The following is a 15,833-nucleotide window of genomic DNA, read 5'->3' as shown; positions in this document are numbered from 1 at the left end:
AGTCCTCAGAAGACGGTGAAGTCGGCAATGGAAGTGGAATTGGGGAGCGAGGGAAGGCCGCTGACAAGTTGGTACTGCCAGTCCTTGCCATCCCAGAGGACCGCTCGCGCTGTGAAGTCGTAACCGCCGGTAGGGCTTTGGGTCGCGAAGTACATCTGCACGAAAACATCGGAGTAGTGGACGATCTGGAATCCCGCTGGCGCGGTGAACCGTTGCGAGAACTGATCGGCAGTGAGGTTTCGGACGCGGGCCACCTCTTGGCGGACCTGTGTCCGATCCGCTTCCGTGCCTCGAACCTGCGCCGCCATGACTTGCTCGTAGTCGGCACTCGCCGCCAACCGCGTCGAGATCTGCCAGGCCGCGACGACCGCACCCTGGGGGGTGTGGCTGTATCCGGAGGCAATGGGACCCGAGACACGGGCTGGGCCGTCGACCTTGGAGAACGGCAAACGCACGCCGTCGATCAGCTTCCACTCGAGCTTGCCGGGAAGTGCGTTCGTGTCCGGCCCGGTCACTTCACCGCTGGGGGGCGGGGTCGGGGCACTCACGGGGTCGGGACGCGCGATCAGGATCGTGATCAGCGCGAGCACTGCGATCACGGCGGTACCGACGATCACGGGCAGCACCCAACGGGGACGCCGGGAGGCGTTGAATTGGTTGGTGGTCAATGACATCGGTACGTCAACTCCTGAGTCGGCGAGGGAGACGGGTTAGAGGCGGGTGAATGTGGAGAGGTCGGTGGTGTCGGGAAGCTCCGGCGCGCTGCTGGACATGCGGCCGGTGTACTTCCAGTCCCCGCCGGACCACTCCACCGCCGTGCGGGCGATCCGGTAGCTGCCGGTCTGTGTGGGATACGCGAAATAGATGGTTGCGGCAGCGTCGGAGTAGTCACCGACTTTGAACGCCGCAGGTTGCAAGGTGGAGGCGCCCACCGCGTCGGCATCGATACTCGGTTGAGCGCTGCGTGCGGTGAGCAGTTGGCGGCGTTCGTCCTCGCTGACTGACGTCTGCTGATCGACCACAGCCGCGAAATCGGGTGAGAAGATCAGACGCATCGAAATCTGCAGGGCGGCGACGGCCGCGCCTTGCGGGGTGTGGGTGTACCCGGATGCAAGAGCGCCGGAGATGTCGGTTGGCCCGTCCGACGCACTGAACGGCAACGGGACACCGTCGACCCGCTGCCACGAAATTCCTTGCGGCGGCCGGGTGAGCCAATCTGCATCGGAAGACGAGCGGGCTGGTTCCGGAACCTGAGGAACCAGAGAACCCTTCGCGGCCGTCGATGCCGGCGACGTCGCTGCTCCGGAGGAAGCGGTCTCGGCCGTGTCACCGCCCTGTGCCGCTGCTGGCGGTGGTGGGTTGTCCCCACCGCAGGCGCTCGCCATTACGAATATCACCACCAGGACTGCGACGACGCCGGCGGCGATCATCGCTGGCTCACGCCAGGACTTCTTCGGGGCGAATTGCTTTGTGGTCAAAGGCATATGGCTTCTTCTTTCTCAGCCGGTGAACAGTCGAATGAACGTGTACGCCGCCCCGGAAATGATGGTCGCGACGACAACTGCAGGGAGCCCGTCCACGGCCTTCTTTGCCGCTTCGGAGCGGCCTTTGATACCGATCACCATCAGGGCCGCGACGATCAGAACACCGAGGACTCCGGCGTATCCGGTGAGGGTTTTGAGCCACCCGAGGGTGGTGTCGATGAACGAATCGAGATCCTGGGGTGCTTCGTCGGAGGTACCGCCGAATTCGTCCCAGCGCACTCCCCCGGTCCCCGCATCCTCGCTGGGGTCAGCCTCCGGGGTCGGCGCAGGCTGCTGATGCAGCACCACGATTGCGGGCTGCGGAACCGGCGTTGCGTGGGCGGGTGCTGCGGAGACGACGAGACCACCGGCGGCAATCATCGTCAGCACCGCTGAGCAGCATCGTCGTCTCCGCATGGTCACTGGAACGCCTGGATCAGACCGGCTGCGCCGCCGCCCAGAACGACTGCGAACAACGCCCACGGCAGGTGTCCGAGAGCGGCTTTCGCGACTTCCGACCGTCCCTTGATGCCGACGACCGCGAGGCCGGCGCAGGCAAGGAAACCGAGCATCGCCAAGATCATGAAACCGGTCTTCGCGTATCCGATCAGATCGTTTCCGCGGTCCCCGAGCTTGCCGGGAAGCGGCTTCGGCGGCGGGTCGGGAACGTCGATCTGGGCCAGGACGTCGACCGTGTGTTGTGCGAGGTAGATCATCATCGGTGGTTGCCTTTCTTGTGTGAGAAGGAGATGAGGCGCGGACAGGCGGGGTAGGGCGGGCTACGACACACGGGCGTGGGGTGGATCGTTGCCCTGCTCGCGGCCGGAATCCGGAACGCTCGCGTGGGTATCGAGATCAGCGGCGATTTCACTGTCTGAGCGTTCGTACGATTCGAACGGGGCAGGGCGAGAGACCAGTGGAGTGACCGCGTCGAGGATCACACCGCGTTCCTTGCGGGTGGTCAGCGCCCATTTCACGGGTTTCTGTGCGAATACGTGCTCGACTACGTAGCTCCACGGGTCGTCGCATCCGGCGAGGGCGCTGATCCAGCTGACGCGGGCCACGCCTGGGAGGTTCGGCTCGCACATCTTCAGACGTTGGCGGACCGGCGGGGACCATCCTTCGGGCGAATGCGCCACGACGACCAGGACCGGGCGTACCGGCATCGCCATCGCTGCGCCGATTGCCGCCCGTACTGCCGAAGCGGTCGACTCGGTGACCAGAACGTCGACGACCTGTGAGCCGTCGCCGGCGACGACGCCGACATCGAGGCCACCGATCAGGGTGGCGATCATCGATGTTCCGACTCCCCCGCCGATACCGCCGATGACGGGTTGACGCACGGTGGCGGCGTTCATCGCGGCACCACCTTCGACACAAGCCACCCTCCGGGCGAATGGCTCAAGACCATCGAGACGACGATGCTGCGATCAGGTAGCGGACCCTGCGCGGTTGCGACCTTCTGCGTGACGGTGAGCAACCGATATGCCGAGGTGGCCGTATCCGGCGGGGCTCCGGTTTCGGATGCGGCCCGAACATCGCCGTCTCCGACTGTGAGGACCGCGTTTTGCGCGGTCAGTTCCAGCCAGTCGGAACCGGGACCACTGACCGGCGGGAAGTTCAGAATCGAGTGCGCGAGATCGGATTCCAGAAGAGGTACCGCCCGCACGCGGGCGTCGTAGGCACTCAGATCCACGGTGGTGTCCCAGCTGTACCAGACCTGGGCTACTGCAGCAGCGACCTCGTCGGGATTCTCACTATCGAACGGTGCCAATGGTGGAAGCGCTGTGGGAGCAGGTTGCGGGATGACCGGTGGGGTCGCGGGGACTCGGGAAGTCGTTGCGGTCGGCGTCGTGAAGGGTGTCGATGTCGAGGGTGTGGCGACATCGGTGGGTGAGGGCGAAGTGGACCCGCACGCGACTGCGCTCAATCCGATCGCCGCCACTGCTGTCAGAGTCATGATTGTGGTCGAGAGTTGCGTGTGCTGTGTGGTGTTCATCCGAACCTCCGTACGTACATTTCTTCTCCGGCCCAGCCGGAGAGCGGCATGATCGAGACGACCTCGCCGGACTGTGGTGCGTTGAGGAGCTGGTCTGCTCCGGAAGCGTCCTTGCCGTAATAAATTCCGACGTGGTGGGTACTGCCTCCTGAACCGAAATAGATGAGATCTCCCGGCTGCTTCTGATCGAGCGGAATCTCCTGTCCGCGTGGGTCGTACAGCTGCCCGGGGTTCGAAGTGTCACCGGTGTAGTGCGGCAAGATCAGTTGCCCACCGGATGCTTGCGCCACCGCGTACAAGGTCAGTCCTGAGCAGTCGAAACCGACTTTGTTGAAGTCACCGAGTTGGTCGGCGCGGCCGCCGCCGTCGCTGATTCCCTTGGTAGGACCGTTCGCGTCGCCACCACCCCAGGCATAAATCGTTCCCTGCCACTTCAACGCCGCCGCGATCACGTTCTGCCCGAAGGGGCCACCAGGTTTGAACTGCGGACCGTTGGCACCCGCGCTTCCGATCTGGGTGTACTTCGCGAGCTTCGCCTTCACCCCCGGCGCGTAACCTTCGGTCTCGCCGTTGGTGATGTTCGGGCCGCCGTTGGCGAGCACACAGCCGTAGCCGCAGTTGTAGGCGTTGAGGATGATGTCCGTAAGGTCACCGCTGATCCGTCCTGACGCGATGTCCTTTTTTGCCTGCTCAGCGGTATCGCAGTCGAATTTTCCTTGCGCCATGATCGCGTCCGGAGGATCGAACGGCGAAATGACTCCGTTCCGGTTGGCATCGATGGCGTAGGACGGCCACGTGTAAGGCATGAACTGTGACAAGCCCTGGGCACCTGCCGGCGAAACGGCGGCAGGGTTCCAACCCGACTCCTGTTCGATCTGCGCGGCGATCAGTGGAGGGCTGACTTCCGCGCACATCGAACCGGCTTCGATGACCCACGCCTCGAATTCGGGTGGGACGGTGCCAGTGGCCAATGAGCCTTGGCTGAAATCGGATGACGGCGAGGTGTCTTCGAGCAGCACTGCGATCATGATGATCGGCGCGAGAATGAGCGCGAGAACAGCCGCCACCAGGGTGCCGGTGGACTTCATGAGTTAGTTCCCGGACATCCGAGCTTTGACCGAAGCGACGTACTCGGCGCTTTCACGGTTGAGTCCGCCGGAAGCGTTCGCAGGATCGATACCACCCGCTGCAAGAACACAGCCGTACCCGCAGTTGTAGGAGGCGAGGACGATATCCGTCAGCTCTCCTTTGATGTGACCCGCTGACAGATCAGCGTTCGCCTGTTCCGCTGTCCGGCAGTCCAATTGAGCGAGCGCCATGATCGCATCTGCCGCGTCCAGGGGTGAGCTGACACCGTTGGAGTTCGCATCGACGCCGTGCTCCGCCCATGCTTCCGGCAGGAACTGGGCCAGCCCTTCGGCTCCTGACACGGATCGGGCACTCGGGTCCCACCCGGAATCCGTGTCGATCTGAGCCGTAATCAACGCGGAATCGATTTCAGGGCAGACATTTCCGGCTTTGATGAGCCAGGGGGCGTACTCGTGCGGATTCGAAGAAGGAGTGGCAGCGGTGCTGCGCTGATCGACCTGATCGACGGAAGTGGTCAGCCATAGGAATGCAGCGGGTGTGATCACTGCAGCTGCTACGGCACCAGCGATCGCCGCGATCCGGCGAGATGATCTGTCCTTGGTCATGATGAAAGCTCCCCAGCTAGTAAACGAACGAAAAATGTGTCGATCTGGTCGTCCTTGATCCCCCACTCCCATAGGTGATCAAGGACGAAAAGCCAGTTCAGGCGGCTTGCGCCTTAGCGGTAATCCACTTCACGGCCCACTGGGTCGCTGAATCGCCCGCTGCGTCGACGGTGTAGCTGCCGTATGAGCGGTGTGCATCGAGCAACAGGTACGCGGCAACTTCTGTGGCCTGCTGAACCAGTTCTTCCGGATGCGTCAGCGAGACCAACGCATCGAATTCGGGCATGTTGACGACCTTCGCGACGTCGTCGAGCATCGTGGAGGCGAACACCACCCGAGCCAGCTCCATCGGAAGCGTGGCCGGATTTACGGAGGCAGCAACCGTCAACCTGGTGAGCTGCGTGGTGACCGAGGACGCCGCCTTCTTGAGGTCGGCGGGGCTTGCCGAGGCAACGTTGCGGACCAGTTCGAGTCCCTTGTTGAGTGCGTAGTCGGGGATGTCCTCCGGTGTCAGATTCAGCAAGGGCACGATCGCGGCGATCGCCTTCGACTTGCCGGACAGCGAGCAGATCGAGTCGTTGGGCGCACAGAAACTCGCGACCCGCTCGGAGAGCACCCCCATACCTTTGTCGCGGGTGCCGAGGACGCCCTGGCCGGTGACGTTGGGGCCGATCATCGTCTCAGCCGTAGGTGCGAGCTTCACCGGATTCGTTGTTGCCGTATCCGCTTCGGGATCAGGGGTCGAGGGGGAACGCGACGGATCGGCGAGCAGGACACCCGCCAGGATGCGCGACGGATCGACAACGCCCTGACGGTTTCCGATTGCGGACAGGAAGTCGCCGGCAATGACGGCGCCTTGCGAGTATCCGAGAATGACGAACTTCGACAAGGGGCACGCCTTGGCGAGCTGTCCGGCGCGAGCCTCCAAAGCTGCTAGACCTTCGGCGCGAGACTCCTTGAGAGTGACCGAGTTTCCCGTCACCACTCCAGCGACGGGGCCCCCGACCTGCGCGACGTACGGGATCTGTTCGGACACAACCCGGATCTCCCGAGCTTTCGCACGAGGTGTCGAAGACGGGGTCGACGGCTTGGACGTCGATGAGGAACCCGAGGAGGTAGTGGGCGAAGCTTTCGTGGTAGTGGTCGTGGTGCTCGTGGAAGGCACGGTCACGACAGATGAAGCGCCAGAGGACAATTCCTGCTCTACCGGACCGGTGATCTGGGCGAGCATCCCAGGCACTGTCTTCCGATCTGCACCCTCATTCGTCTCCCACGTCCCCGGAGCCGCCAGCTGGATGACATCGCCACAATCGCTGGTGTCCACAGACGGGGTTTCAGCCACGGCGAAGGCAGGTGAACCACCTGCCAGAAACATCGCCACGACCGCAGCCACAGCTGCGCTCGTCACCGGCCGCATACGAGTGGAAAACCGAAGTCGGTTCCCCGGTACGTCAGTCGAATTCATAGATACTCGTTCCTTCTTCTCAACCACCACGGGATTCAGCAGAGTCGTGCTGGTTGCGCGACCTCCGAGGGAAAGCGGCCCCAGGTGTGCGCGGGAGTCGCCAAACGCCACCGCACACCTGGGACACGTATTTGGGTCGGACAGTCGGCATGTCCGGAAAGTGCAGTTCGTCGTCATGACTGCTCGCTGGCGAAGAACCGACGAAAAAGTTCCGAAGTCGTCGGAATGCTGGTATGCCCAACCGGGCATATACGGAAGATGCCTGGAATGGCGGCGTCTACGCAGACGTGCCCTGGGGTGCGGGCTGCGCAACGAGTGACACGTAAGAAAGATGGGATACAAGCGGAAAAACCCACTCCGCCTTCGGGCGGGAAGAGCGGAGCGGGTACCAGGCGGTTTCGAAGGAGACCAAGCTGGCCGGGATGGGCAGATTGCCGGCCAGCGGTAGTGAGGCATGTGGGTGCTGCATCCGCCGCAGGTAAGGCTTCCTGTGCGGTCTGTGGATGCCGCTCGAGATTGATCCCCACGATTGCCCCCAAATTGGTCCCGTTTTCAATCAACCGCGCCGGGCCTGTGTCCGAAGCGAGCCAATCGCGCGTCACTTACATACGACACATACATTGGCGATATGAACGTACCCAAAGTGTGTGCATTTACGCAACACTTATATATGTTGGGTTCGTGACAACTTGTGAGGTGGCTGTGGAGTCGGGTAATTGGGTCTCTTTTAAGTACGCTGCTTCTATGCCCGACATGCAGCAGTTCGCCGACGTAGTCAATTTGCGTCGACGTCAGTTGGGCCTGAGCCTTGCCGCAGTCGCCGCACAAGGTGGACCCTCAGAGCCCACGATGGTGCGCATCGAGAGTGGTGAGTCGCCGCCTCTGCGCATGGCCACGTTCTCCAAGCTGGACCGAGTCCTGCAGTGGACCGAGGGCAGCGCGGCGACGGCGTACGAAGGGGGCGACCCCACGCCTCTCGGAGCGACGGAGATGGGTGCGCCCGCGGGCGAGGTCACGATTTCTTACGCCGCACTAGGTGATCTTGTTGAGGTAAGTGTCGAACTTCGCCGCCTGGCCGACGAAATTAACAACTCTGAACTAGCAATCGTCGTAGATCGTTTGCGTACGTTGATCTCCCCGTACATAGGCAAAGTGGCTTCTTCGATGCTTCGCAATCAAGACAAGCAAGGTCTCATCAACCCGACGTGGGTTGCACGGGCGCTGGAAGAATTCTGGTCCGTACCCCCGGATGACATCACCCCCGCGCGCACAAAAGCGAATGCGCGACGAAGATCATTGGCGAGCGAACTGAACCAGGGAGACAGCGATGAGTGATTACGTCACTGATCAGGATAAAGTCAGACTTTTGCTCAGTGTGACGGGCTTGAGCAGTGCTGAAGTGGCGTGTGCTCTTGGCTGCGAGGAAACTGATCTGCTGTCGGGGAAACTAACTGGCCAACAGCAGGCGCGTTTCGTCGAACTCAGTGCGGCTTTTAAAAGCGGAAGCGCAGCAATTGAGAGTTACTTCGGAATTCCCGGTGAGAACGAGGCGTATACGGAACTGCGTTTAGTTCAGGTCCTAGTCGCCGCGGGACCCGAATGTGTGATGCTTCGCGGTTCCGCCAACGCGACTCAACGCAAGGCATTGCTGGTCAGTCTGGAAGGGATTTCTGATCCCAACGTCTCGCCAGATCAAAGACATCTCGAGCACTGATACGGGCGGCGGGAAGTGTCTCTGGAGTGGAATTGCGAGACTGTGTGGTCCGCTGAGATGAAAGGTCGGACCTAGTTGCCACGGCAGGATCAAGGCCGAGTTCGTAGACCGCATCAATGCACTCGGTAATCATTCGAACCACTCGCGCATCAGGCTCAAAATGGCGCATATCGAATTTGACGCTCGGTGCAGCGTCTGTCAGGTCTTGCCACAGACGCTGCAGTTCAGTGACATTCGTAGCGGACCGCGCTTGCGATTCATTTCCTGCGACAGTTCGCCGTATCACGGCAGCCGAACCAACGAGCGCGACGACGAGCGTGAAATAGGCAAAAAGGTTTCCGTTGCTGTTTCGTTGGAGTTGCTCAGCCGGCCCGATATCTCCAGTGGCAGCGCGCACTGCGTACCAGAGGAGGCTTATCGCGTTCAAACCTGTCGCGAGGAAGAGTGCGACGACGGTTGCAGCCGGTGCAAGAAGCCCGCCGTGTGGCTTGTCAGTACGAATGGCCGATGCCAGTACAACCACTGCGTACGCTTCAAATATCGCGATCGAGCCTGCATAAATTGTGAAGTAAGAGAGCGAGAAATACTGAGGCTCCACCGCTTCGATAACTAGCCCGCGATTGCCAGCAACCGCGTCCAAAACTGCCAGCGCCAGCGCCGCGGCCGTGACGCCGAGGACAAGAAATCCAGGTCTCAGCCGTCCAACGGCACTCGCTGCTGCCCATGCGGCAACAGCCGCCGCCGCAACGCACAGGATGTGGGCAAATAGTCGGACCGCTCGAGCATCGATTGCAGAGGTCAGCAGGTCGTTGATTGGGCCGAACTTCAGAGTGTCGACAGCAGTGAAACACAGAATCAAGACACTGACGATCTGGGCGTGATAGTTACGCACCAGCGAGAATCGTGCGATCACGATCGCCCAGGCAAAAACGAGAATTCCTAGGTCAACGGCGAGCGGTAAGTGGTTTCTCATCGGCTTCCATACGCCTGAATCATGTTGCTTGCACAGATGATCTTGACGGAGCGCCGTAAGGCTTTGTAGTCCAGGTCATCGAGCAGAGTCAGGATCAAAAGCTTTGTGGCCAGGTATTCCGCACCGTGCTCGGTGGTGGTGTCGTAGTCGGTGCGTTTGAGAGCATTTTTCAACAGTTCCGGGGACAACGACGGGAACCATGCAGCTAACATCTGATCATCGAGTACTTCGGTCATCGCGCAACTGTGCTCAAGAAGTATGTGGGCCAGTTCGTGGCAGATAATTAATGTTGCTCGCCAGGAACCTGTCCGATGGTCATAGAACACGTAATCAACATTGTTGCGGGCACGCAGGAGAAATCCAGAAGGACGATCCTCTACTTCTGCAACTGGGAAAGGTACGAGAACTACAGGCCGGCCGGTCCGCTCGAAACAGAACTGGCGGAGGTCATCGACAGTGAACGCCTGTCGCTTGAGAGCCTGAGCGACAATCCTCCGAGCTCTGAGTCGAGTGATCTGCTTGCTTACCCCCATCTCATTGAGCTCCTGAGCATTGCGCGTACCGATGACGCATCGATCCCAACCGCAATTCGGTGATGACCCGGACCTACGAATCGAAGCACGGGCCCGCTGGTATCACCCTGGACCGCCATCCTCCCTGAGAAGGTCGTGAGTTTGGCCGTCAGTTCGTTCACCAAGCATGCCGCAGTCACTCCGTCATGCGCGGGCACCTTCCACTCCACCTGGGGATCGTATCCATATGCAGCACCGCGCTGGGCGCCGTAAGAGTCGTGGATGCGCCGAAGGGTGCGGCCAAGGACGTCTGTTCCGAAGTCGCCTTCGTCGAGTAGAACTTGGCGGGTGACATCTATTCCGACCCAGGTAATCGCCAGTTCTGATTCCGCTACTAACTGGGCTGCGAGCGGATCATGGCGTGTGTTCGTATCTCCTACGGTGTGGAGCCAATCGTTCCTCTTGTCCCCGTGTCCCGCCATAACGACGACGTGTCTCAATTGCTGAGGGAGATTGGGTTCGAGGGCGAGCGCGGTCGCGAGGTTGGTGAGTGGTCCAATGCACAGTAGTTCCGCGTTCCCTGCGTTCTCTTGAGCAAACTGAACGATCTTTTCCGGGGCTCCGACGGGTCCGGACCAAGGCTTCCGAGGCTGCTCAGTGTCACCGAGACCGTCGCGGCCGTGCGCGCTGCCCCGCTGCCACGAACTCTCCGGCATGCTGCCTGCCACGACTGGCACGTCATCACTTGTGGCGAGACTCAGGACAAAACTGGCGTTAGCGGCGGCCTCCTCGGCCGTGCAATTGCCCCATGTCGTTGTCACTCCCGCTAGAACACATCCCGTACTCCGCGCCACGAAGCTCAACGCGAGGGAATCGTCGACTCCGCAGTCCGAATCCACAAGTACATAGCGCAACTTTTCCCCTAATTGCTTAAGTGATATGACGCTTATTTAATACTTATATAAAGCTCTTTAAGTACCACCCGGTTTCTTTTGTAGGTGAGAACAGTATTAGTTGGCTGAGTGCTCGGATTCACTCAAAAGTGACGTTTCTGACAGTTTGAGGTTGATTGAGTGTGATTACTGCTCTCCCCAACGCCCCTGGATATACGGATTCCTGGCTGGACAGGCCCTCCTCTTCGTGTAGTCCAACGGCCGAAGTATGACGGCCTTGCGGTCGAACCCCATAATAACGCTCCATAATTCTAAACAGAACGCAAGATATGGTGCCACAAGGACGACACAATCACTCTCGGGATGGTCTCAAGAGCTGGGAGTTGTTGTGTCGCGAAGCGCTGTGCGGGGATTTAGTGCGGCAAGACTGCGGCGCTACAGACAGGCGCGCAAAGCCACGATTGAAGATTTGGCGGATGCTGCGGGGGTGTCCCCGCAAGCAATCTCTGCATGGGAGAACGGACGAGCCGCACCTACCCCAGAGCTGCTAGCACGTGTTGCATCAAAGTTGCGGATCACGGTCGCGGACATCGTGCCCATTCCAGACGACGAACTTAGCCTCAGCGACCGTCGAGCGCATGCGGGCCTGACCCAAAGTCGCGCAGCGGAATCGCTGGGTATCTCCGCAACGCTTCTTGGGAGGATCGAGAAGGGAAAGAAGGAGTATGACCTGAGCCGTGCGCAACAGCTCGCAGACTTGTACGGCGTCGACGTGGACATGATCGAGAGGTCATGGCAGCGCGATCGTGAGCGAAGGAAGGCCATCGCGACACGCTTCGATGACTCCTAAGAATTCTCCCCATAATTTCAACCGATTGTGAAGTTGACGCTTGCGCGGCGTGTCACCACAACGAAATCGCGATGCTGGGCCAGGATGGACAGGAAGCTGGCCCAGGATCGCCTGCTTCAGTGGTCGGATGCGAAAGGAGCTCTAGATGCCTACACCTAGCAAGGGTGATCGCCATCGTGTGTCGACTCGTCTGCCATTACCGGTGGCCGAAGCTCTCGACAAACTCCGGATGAATGCGGGGGTGTCATCTGAGAGCCAGTTCCTGGCTGATGTGCTCGCGCTCGTGACCGGCCATTCGGAACTCGTGGTCGAGCTTGACCAGGAGATTCTGTTCGATCTGGGACTTGATCAGGAGGTATTGCCGCTTACCGCGTGACGAAGCTCGCGTAGACGGCCGACCCGGGCGGGGGATGCCGTGACAACCACACATCGTTTGCAGTAACGCTCATCAACTGACAGCAAAAAACCCCCAACCGGGCGGGGTCGAGGGTTTTTCGAAGTTGGTGAGATTCGAGTTAGTAGCTCGATTCTCAGCGTTATTGCTATTCCCCGAAGGGACCTGTCTTGCCAGACACGTCTCAGGGTACATCGCGTCCTGATGCAAAATCCATAACCGATTTTTCGCGTGTCTCAGCGATGGAGCACACGCACACACCCCTACAACGCCCGTATTGCGGTAGCAGCTCTACCCGCCGCCGCTACGGAACCGCCCGTACACCCCGCAGAATGTCGGGGCACCTGTACGGGCATCAGTGCCATTCGCTGACCCCGGCGTACCTCAACGCTCTCGGTGGTCGCGCGGCAGCATGCCGCCGCTACTGCCAAGTCCGCCTTGAACTCGACGAAGGCGCGCACGCCGGCCTCGCGTACTGGCAGGGACAACAGCACTGGGTCGAAGTGATCGTCCGCGAGGCCTACATGGCGGAATACAACACCATCCGCCCTCAGCTCGTCGCCAGCACCGGTGGAGGCATCAGCCTCAAGACACTCCTGAGCGTCGCCGCTGCAATGGCGGGAGCCGCCGACTTCAAAACCGGACGCAACTCACGGCTGTCGATCCCGACCCTCGTCGAACGCACCGGCAAGAAGAAGCGAACTGTTCAGCGTGCCCGCGAGACCCTCAAACTGCTGCGTGTGGCCACCGAGGTACTCCGCGGCCGGCTTCGCCGTAGAGGCGAACGCTTCGGCTCGCATCGCTTCCAAGACAAGGGCCGCGGATGGGCATCTGTCTGGGCATTGCACCCACGGAAACCTGTGGATAACACCCGCATCGTTGTCGACGGATCTATACAGATGGCACCCCACCCCCGCAGGGGTCAGTTTTGTATCCCTTCCTCTCGTAGAGAGGTTCTAACTACTAAACGATCTGTGGATAAACGAGCCGCTTCGCGGCGCAAGGAGTCCAAGGCGGACGTCGAGCAGGCCGAAGGCGTCCGGAAAGGCTTGTTGCTCGCATCCAAATGGCTCAGCAACCCTCGAACTCCCGCTTGGGCGCGCCGGCACACCCCCCGAGGTTGGGCACCCGCACTGGCCGAACCAGCTGCACACGGTTGGACGGCCGCGGATCTCAACGACGCGATCGACGCCTGGAGCAAGGCCACGCGGATGGCACCGGCCCCGAAACACCCCATCGCGTTCATCCGGTGGCTGATGAAGCAGCAGGACTTGGCCTTCGCGCCACACGTTCTCGCTCAGATAGCCGCTGACCAGGAAAAAGCCGAGCGCGAACGACAGGCGGCAGCATTCGAGGCCGAACGCAACCGCTACGCATCGGCCGCGCCCGAGGACTCCCCCGGCCGCCAAGCTGCCCGTTTCGTCGCCCGCCGCGCCGCCGACAGCGCCCGCATCCGAAAGACCCAGGCATCCGCGCGCGAGAATGAAACCTCGCCCGTGTGGATCACCCATCTCTCAGATCGGGGTAAGCGATGAACGGTAAACGCCCGTCCGCAAAGCCGCCCGTCAAGCGCCGGCCGCTCTCCCCCTGCCAGACAGTCCCCCAGATCCACGAACGGTTGCGCACCGGCGCAAAGACGATCGTCATCGACCACCCCAACGACAAACCCCTAGAACTCACCGACGCCGAGCTGCCCGACGGCATCACGATCCGCATCGTCGGCGTCTCACGGGTCGTCATCACCCGACTGACACCCGAAACGAAGCGCAGCGCCCAAATCGTGGCCACCGACGCCGCGCGATCCCAAATCTTCGGGCACACGACTCTCTTCGCCTACGGGAACGCCCATACCGACGCATTCGACACCACACGCGTCCGCGCCACCAACCGCGCCACAAGCAACCTCGTCGACGACTCCTTCGGCGAAGTCGGAGAAGACACCACCACCTATGCCTACGACAACGCCACCGTCCACTCCTACGACCAAGCCTCAGTGCACGCAACAGACCGCGTCTCGCTCATCCATCACAGCTCTACCCCTGCCGAGGTCGAACATGGAGTGACAGTTTTCGGGCCATCACGACGCAATATCCGCCTGCGATCGTAAGAACGCAGCCCCTAGAACACGGGCTGATGCACGTCAGCGAGCGCTCGGACATAAGTCGACTGGAAAGTGCTTTTTTTGACTTTGCACCGTCCAAGTCCTCTGGGCAGGGCCCGGAGCTTTCCGGACAATCTGCGCTGTCCCGACCTGGCGCGAAAAACTACTTGAACAGGTATTTTGCAGACGTATATACGGAGTTCCGTATATACGAATTAGCGCCTTGCTGTCCGCGCTTGAAGCCGCGCATTCGTCCCCGCAGCTAGGCCGCAAGAGGTGGGAAACGTCCCAGCGTTCTGAGATGGTTACTTATGATTTTGCGCGGATATGCGTATATACGTAAATACGGAAATGCGACTATGCGGATAGTCGTGTACGCTGAAATCCGCAGCTACGTATCTACGGAATTGCGGATACGCGCATCTCCGTATCTCAGCGTCTCCGCAGCAATGTGTCGCACGGCCAGTCTTCGATTTCGACAACTTGAATGCAGCATCTCGGGAACGGTTCGGGGTTCTGCTGCAACCACTCGGAAGGAGTGCAAATGCTTGTATTCACGGTTACGAACCTCAAAGGAGGTTCGACCAAGACCACTACCGCGGCCTACCTGTTGCACGCATTGCACGAGGCCGGCCTGAACGTACTGGGCGTGGACGCGGACGGCGAGAACGAATCGCTGCTGAGCTGGCAAACGCTGGGGGATTGGCCCTTCCCTGTAATCGGTATGCCGGTGAACAATCTTCACAAGCAGCTACCCGGCATCGCCAACAACAAATACGACGCCGTCGTGATCGATACGCCGCCAATGAAGGAGCAGCGGGGAATCGTGTTGTCGTCGATGCGAATTGCAACGCATGTCATCTGCCCACTCGCGCCCACCACCATGGAATTCGCCAGACTGCCCGCAGTGCGCGAACTGCTTGAAGAGGCAAATGATCTGCGAGGCGATGGAACAGCAGATCCGATCTTCGCGGTGCTTCTCACTCGCACCATCCCGAACGCCAGTTCCACCGATGTGTTCCGCGAAATGATCACTGAGGCCGGCGATCACGTGCTTAGGGCAACAGTCGGCCGGCGCGAACAGTTCGCTCAGGCATTCGGCCTCCCGATCGACAACGCAGCAAACACCGCCTACGGAGATGCCGTAGAAGAACTTTTGGAAATCGGAAACGAGGATGCGGCATGAGTAACGCCAAGGATCGGATACGCGCCAGCGCCGAGCGTGCGCAAAGTGCAGCGAAAAGGGTTCCAGAACCAACACCTGACGTGATCCCTGAACGGGAACAGCCCGTTGCGATGCAAAGCCCTCAGCCGGCAACGAAGAAGCGCGAGCAAAACGTCGTTCCGCCCTTGCAGCGAAGTGTGCGCAAGAACGTGGACTTGTCGCCGGACCAGAACGACAGGCTGGGAGACTGGCAACGCGCAGCAGCCAGAGACTTGGGAGTTGCTCGAGTGACGGCCCAGGAGATTCTAGTCGTCTTGGTTGAACGTCTGCTCGCCGACGAAACCCTCAGTAACCGCGTGAAACGGGACGTTCTCGCTCGACGTTGACTCGCTTTTTCGTATTTACGTATATCCGTAGATGCGGATATACGCAAAAGATGAAAGGAGCCCCACCGGGAGGCAACCCGGCGAGGCTCCAGACCGGGAAACCCGCTGAAAGACATCTCACGGGGTGTAGGAGTCAAGCCGCGATCGGGAGGGGAGGTGGAAAT

At 60.5% G+C, this 15,833-nt stretch carries 21 protein-coding genes; 9 read left to right on the top strand and 12 right to left on the bottom strand.

The window, feature by feature from the left end:
* Window positions 1-5: 5 nt before the first annotated feature.
* The 9 genes from QRN54_RS29930 to QRN54_RS29890 all read right to left on the bottom strand — a co-directional run bounded on the left by QRN54_RS29930 (window position 6) and on the right by QRN54_RS29890 (window position 6,624).
* A complete protein-coding gene (locus QRN54_RS29930) occupies window positions 6-674 on the bottom strand; it encodes a DUF8175 domain-containg protein (RefSeq protein WP_051649739.1) in 669 nt (222 codons plus the stop codon).
* Window positions 675-710: 36 nt separating this feature from the next.
* Window positions 711-1,484 carry a DUF8175 domain-containg protein gene (locus QRN54_RS29925; RefSeq protein ID WP_285183802.1) on the bottom strand — a complete coding sequence of 258 codons (774 nt, stop codon included), beginning with the start codon at window positions 1,482-1,484 and terminating at the stop codon, window positions 711-713.
* 15 nt (window positions 1,485-1,499) lie between these two features.
* Complete coding sequence (locus tag QRN54_RS29920; RefSeq protein WP_502944080.1) at window positions 1,500-1,904, bottom strand: hypothetical protein; 405 nt, start codon at window positions 1,902-1,904, stop codon at window positions 1,500-1,502.
* Window positions 1,905-1,942: 38 nt separating this feature from the next.
* A complete protein-coding gene (locus QRN54_RS29915) occupies window positions 1,943-2,242 on the bottom strand; it encodes a hypothetical protein (RefSeq protein ID WP_223304642.1) in 300 nt (99 codons plus the stop codon).
* 60 nt (window positions 2,243-2,302) lie between these two features.
* Complete coding sequence (locus QRN54_RS29910) at window positions 2,303-2,881, bottom strand: hypothetical protein (RefSeq protein ID WP_285183800.1); 579 nt, start codon at window positions 2,879-2,881, stop codon at window positions 2,303-2,305.
* Window positions 2,878-3,522 carry a hypothetical protein gene (locus QRN54_RS29905; protein ID WP_285183799.1) on the bottom strand — a complete coding sequence of 215 codons (645 nt, stop codon included), beginning with the start codon at window positions 3,520-3,522 and terminating at the stop codon, window positions 2,878-2,880. Before QRN54_RS29905 ends, QRN54_RS29910 begins: the two co-directional genes overlap by 4 nt.
* On the bottom strand, window positions 3,519-4,610 hold the full coding sequence (locus QRN54_RS29900) for a C40 family peptidase (protein ID WP_042925521.1): 1,092 nt from the start codon (window positions 4,608-4,610) through the stop codon (window positions 3,519-3,521). Before QRN54_RS29900 ends, QRN54_RS29905 begins: the two co-directional genes overlap by 4 nt.
* Before the next feature lie 3 nt (window positions 4,611-4,613).
* A complete protein-coding gene (locus tag QRN54_RS29895; RefSeq protein ID WP_285183798.1) occupies window positions 4,614-5,216 on the bottom strand; it encodes a lytic transglycosylase domain-containing protein in 603 nt (200 codons plus the stop codon).
* Window positions 5,217-5,313: 97 nt separating this feature from the next.
* On the bottom strand, window positions 5,314-6,624 hold the full coding sequence (locus QRN54_RS29890; RefSeq protein WP_285183797.1) for a cutinase family protein: 1,311 nt from the start codon (window positions 6,622-6,624) through the stop codon (window positions 5,314-5,316).
* A gap of 801 nt (window positions 6,625-7,425) precedes the next feature.
* Between QRN54_RS29890 and QRN54_RS29885 the strand changes: the two genes are divergently transcribed.
* Together QRN54_RS29885 and QRN54_RS29880 are read left to right on the top strand one after the other, a co-directional pair.
* Window positions 7,426-8,016, top strand: a complete 591-nt coding sequence (locus tag QRN54_RS29885; protein ID WP_285183796.1) for a helix-turn-helix domain-containing protein — start codon at window positions 7,426-7,428, stop codon at window positions 8,014-8,016.
* Entirely contained in the window at window positions 8,009-8,395 is a 387-nt protein-coding gene (locus QRN54_RS29880; protein WP_222672038.1) for a hypothetical protein, read from the top strand. Before QRN54_RS29885 ends, QRN54_RS29880 begins: the two co-directional genes overlap by 8 nt.
* Here QRN54_RS29880 and QRN54_RS29875 read toward each other — a convergent pair.
* The gene (locus tag QRN54_RS29875) at window positions 8,334-9,368 is read right to left on the bottom strand and encodes a DUF6545 domain-containing protein (RefSeq protein WP_285183795.1); all 1,035 of its coding nucleotides are present in this window, start codon (window positions 9,366-9,368) and stop codon (window positions 8,334-8,336) included. The genes QRN54_RS29880 and QRN54_RS29875 overlap by 62 nt on opposite strands.
* Entirely contained in the window at window positions 9,365-9,604 is a 240-nt protein-coding gene (locus QRN54_RS29870) for a hypothetical protein (protein ID WP_222672036.1), read from the bottom strand. The genes QRN54_RS29875 and QRN54_RS29870 overlap by 4 nt, the downstream gene beginning before the upstream one ends.
* Before the next feature lie 75 nt (window positions 9,605-9,679).
* On the opposite strand from QRN54_RS29870, the gene QRN54_RS29865 reads away from it, so the two are divergent.
* On the top strand, window positions 9,680-9,964 hold the full coding sequence (locus QRN54_RS29865; RefSeq protein WP_285183794.1) for a hypothetical protein: 285 nt from the start codon (window positions 9,680-9,682) through the stop codon (window positions 9,962-9,964).
* On the opposite strand, the gene QRN54_RS33685 is transcribed toward QRN54_RS29865, so the two are convergent.
* Window positions 9,892-10,779, bottom strand: a complete 888-nt coding sequence (locus QRN54_RS33685) for a nucleoside hydrolase (RefSeq protein ID WP_350318892.1) — start codon at window positions 10,777-10,779, stop codon at window positions 9,892-9,894. The two genes, QRN54_RS29865 and QRN54_RS33685, sit on opposite strands and share 73 nt — an antisense overlap.
* 262 nt (window positions 10,780-11,041) lie before the next feature.
* Between QRN54_RS33685 and QRN54_RS33765 the strand changes: the two genes are divergently transcribed.
* The 6 genes from QRN54_RS33765 to QRN54_RS29830 all read left to right on the top strand — a co-directional run bounded on the left by QRN54_RS33765 (window position 11,042) and on the right by QRN54_RS29830 (window position 15,669).
* Window positions 11,042-11,623, top strand: coding sequence for a helix-turn-helix domain-containing protein (locus tag QRN54_RS33765; RefSeq protein WP_502944079.1), 582 nt, complete (start codon window positions 11,042-11,044; stop codon window positions 11,621-11,623).
* Between the two features lie 145 nt (window positions 11,624-11,768).
* The gene (locus tag QRN54_RS29850) at window positions 11,769-11,999 is read left to right on the top strand and encodes a hypothetical protein (protein WP_285183793.1); all 231 of its coding nucleotides are present in this window, start codon (window positions 11,769-11,771) and stop codon (window positions 11,997-11,999) included.
* Window positions 12,000-12,349: 350 nt separating this feature from the next.
* A complete protein-coding gene (locus QRN54_RS29845; RefSeq protein ID WP_285183792.1) occupies window positions 12,350-13,552 on the top strand; it encodes a replication protein in 1,203 nt (400 codons plus the stop codon).
* Complete coding sequence (locus tag QRN54_RS29840; protein ID WP_285183791.1) at window positions 13,549-14,124, top strand: hypothetical protein; 576 nt, start codon at window positions 13,549-13,551, stop codon at window positions 14,122-14,124. The genes QRN54_RS29845 and QRN54_RS29840 overlap by 4 nt, the downstream gene beginning before the upstream one ends.
* Before the next feature lie 538 nt (window positions 14,125-14,662).
* The gene (locus tag QRN54_RS29835) at window positions 14,663-15,304 is read left to right on the top strand and encodes an AAA family ATPase (protein ID WP_058228272.1); all 642 of its coding nucleotides are present in this window, start codon (window positions 14,663-14,665) and stop codon (window positions 15,302-15,304) included.
* Complete coding sequence (locus tag QRN54_RS29830; RefSeq protein WP_285183790.1) at window positions 15,301-15,669, top strand: hypothetical protein; 369 nt, start codon at window positions 15,301-15,303, stop codon at window positions 15,667-15,669. The genes QRN54_RS29835 and QRN54_RS29830 overlap by 4 nt, the downstream gene beginning before the upstream one ends.
* Window positions 15,670-15,833: the final 164 nt, after the last annotated feature.

Origin of the sequence: Rhodococcus sp. MEB032 (assembly GCF_030208925.1) — a bacterium.
In the GTDB taxonomy this organism is placed as follows: Bacteria; Actinomycetota; Actinomycetes; order Mycobacteriales; family Mycobacteriaceae; genus Rhodococcus_F; species Rhodococcus_F qingshengii.
This window is presented reverse-complemented; position numbering and strand designations above follow the sequence as displayed.

Coding starts and splice junctions, on each gene's coding strand:
- QRN54_RS29930 (WP_051649739.1), bottom strand. CDS start 674: ATGTCATTGACCACCAACCAATTCAACGCCTCCCGGCGTCCCCGTTGG.
- QRN54_RS29910 (WP_285183800.1), bottom strand. CDS start 2,881: ATGAACGCCGCCACCGTGCGTCAACCCGTCATCGGCGGTATCGGCGGG.
- QRN54_RS29830 (WP_285183790.1), top strand. CDS start 15,301: ATGAGTAACGCCAAGGATCGGATACGCGCCAGCGCCGAGCGTGCGCAA.
- QRN54_RS29880 (WP_222672038.1), top strand. CDS start 8,009: ATGAGTGATTACGTCACTGATCAGGATAAAGTCAGACTTTTGCTCAGT.
- QRN54_RS29845 (WP_285183792.1), top strand. CDS start 12,350: ATGTCGGGGCACCTGTACGGGCATCAGTGCCATTCGCTGACCCCGGCG.
- QRN54_RS29840 (WP_285183791.1), top strand. CDS start 13,549: ATGAACGGTAAACGCCCGTCCGCAAAGCCGCCCGTCAAGCGCCGGCCG.
- QRN54_RS29900 (WP_042925521.1), bottom strand. CDS start 4,610: ATGAAGTCCACCGGCACCCTGGTGGCGGCTGTTCTCGCGCTCATTCTC.
- QRN54_RS29925 (WP_285183802.1), bottom strand. CDS start 1,484: ATGCCTTTGACCACAAAGCAATTCGCCCCGAAGAAGTCCTGGCGTGAG.
- QRN54_RS29875 (WP_285183795.1), bottom strand. CDS start 9,368: ATGAGAAACCACTTACCGCTCGCCGTTGACCTAGGAATTCTCGTTTTT.
- QRN54_RS29885 (WP_285183796.1), top strand. CDS start 7,426: ATGCCCGACATGCAGCAGTTCGCCGACGTAGTCAATTTGCGTCGACGT.
- QRN54_RS29915 (WP_223304642.1), bottom strand. CDS start 2,242: ATGATGATCTACCTCGCACAACACACGGTCGACGTCCTGGCCCAGATC.
- QRN54_RS33765 (WP_502944079.1), top strand. CDS start 11,042: ATGACGGCCTTGCGGTCGAACCCCATAATAACGCTCCATAATTCTAAA.
- QRN54_RS29865 (WP_285183794.1), top strand. CDS start 9,680: ATGGTCATAGAACACGTAATCAACATTGTTGCGGGCACGCAGGAGAAA.
- QRN54_RS29850 (WP_285183793.1), top strand. CDS start 11,769: ATGCCTACACCTAGCAAGGGTGATCGCCATCGTGTGTCGACTCGTCTG.
- QRN54_RS29870 (WP_222672036.1), bottom strand. CDS start 9,604: ATGACCGAAGTACTCGATGATCAGATGTTAGCTGCATGGTTCCCGTCG.
- QRN54_RS29895 (WP_285183798.1), bottom strand. CDS start 5,216: ATGACCAAGGACAGATCATCTCGCCGGATCGCGGCGATCGCTGGTGCC.
- QRN54_RS29905 (WP_285183799.1), bottom strand. CDS start 3,522: ATGAACACCACACAGCACACGCAACTCTCGACCACAATCATGACTCTG.
- QRN54_RS29920 (WP_502944080.1), bottom strand. CDS start 1,904: ATGATTGCCGCCGGTGGTCTCGTCGTCTCCGCAGCACCCGCCCACGCA.
- QRN54_RS29835 (WP_058228272.1), top strand. CDS start 14,663: ATGCTTGTATTCACGGTTACGAACCTCAAAGGAGGTTCGACCAAGACC.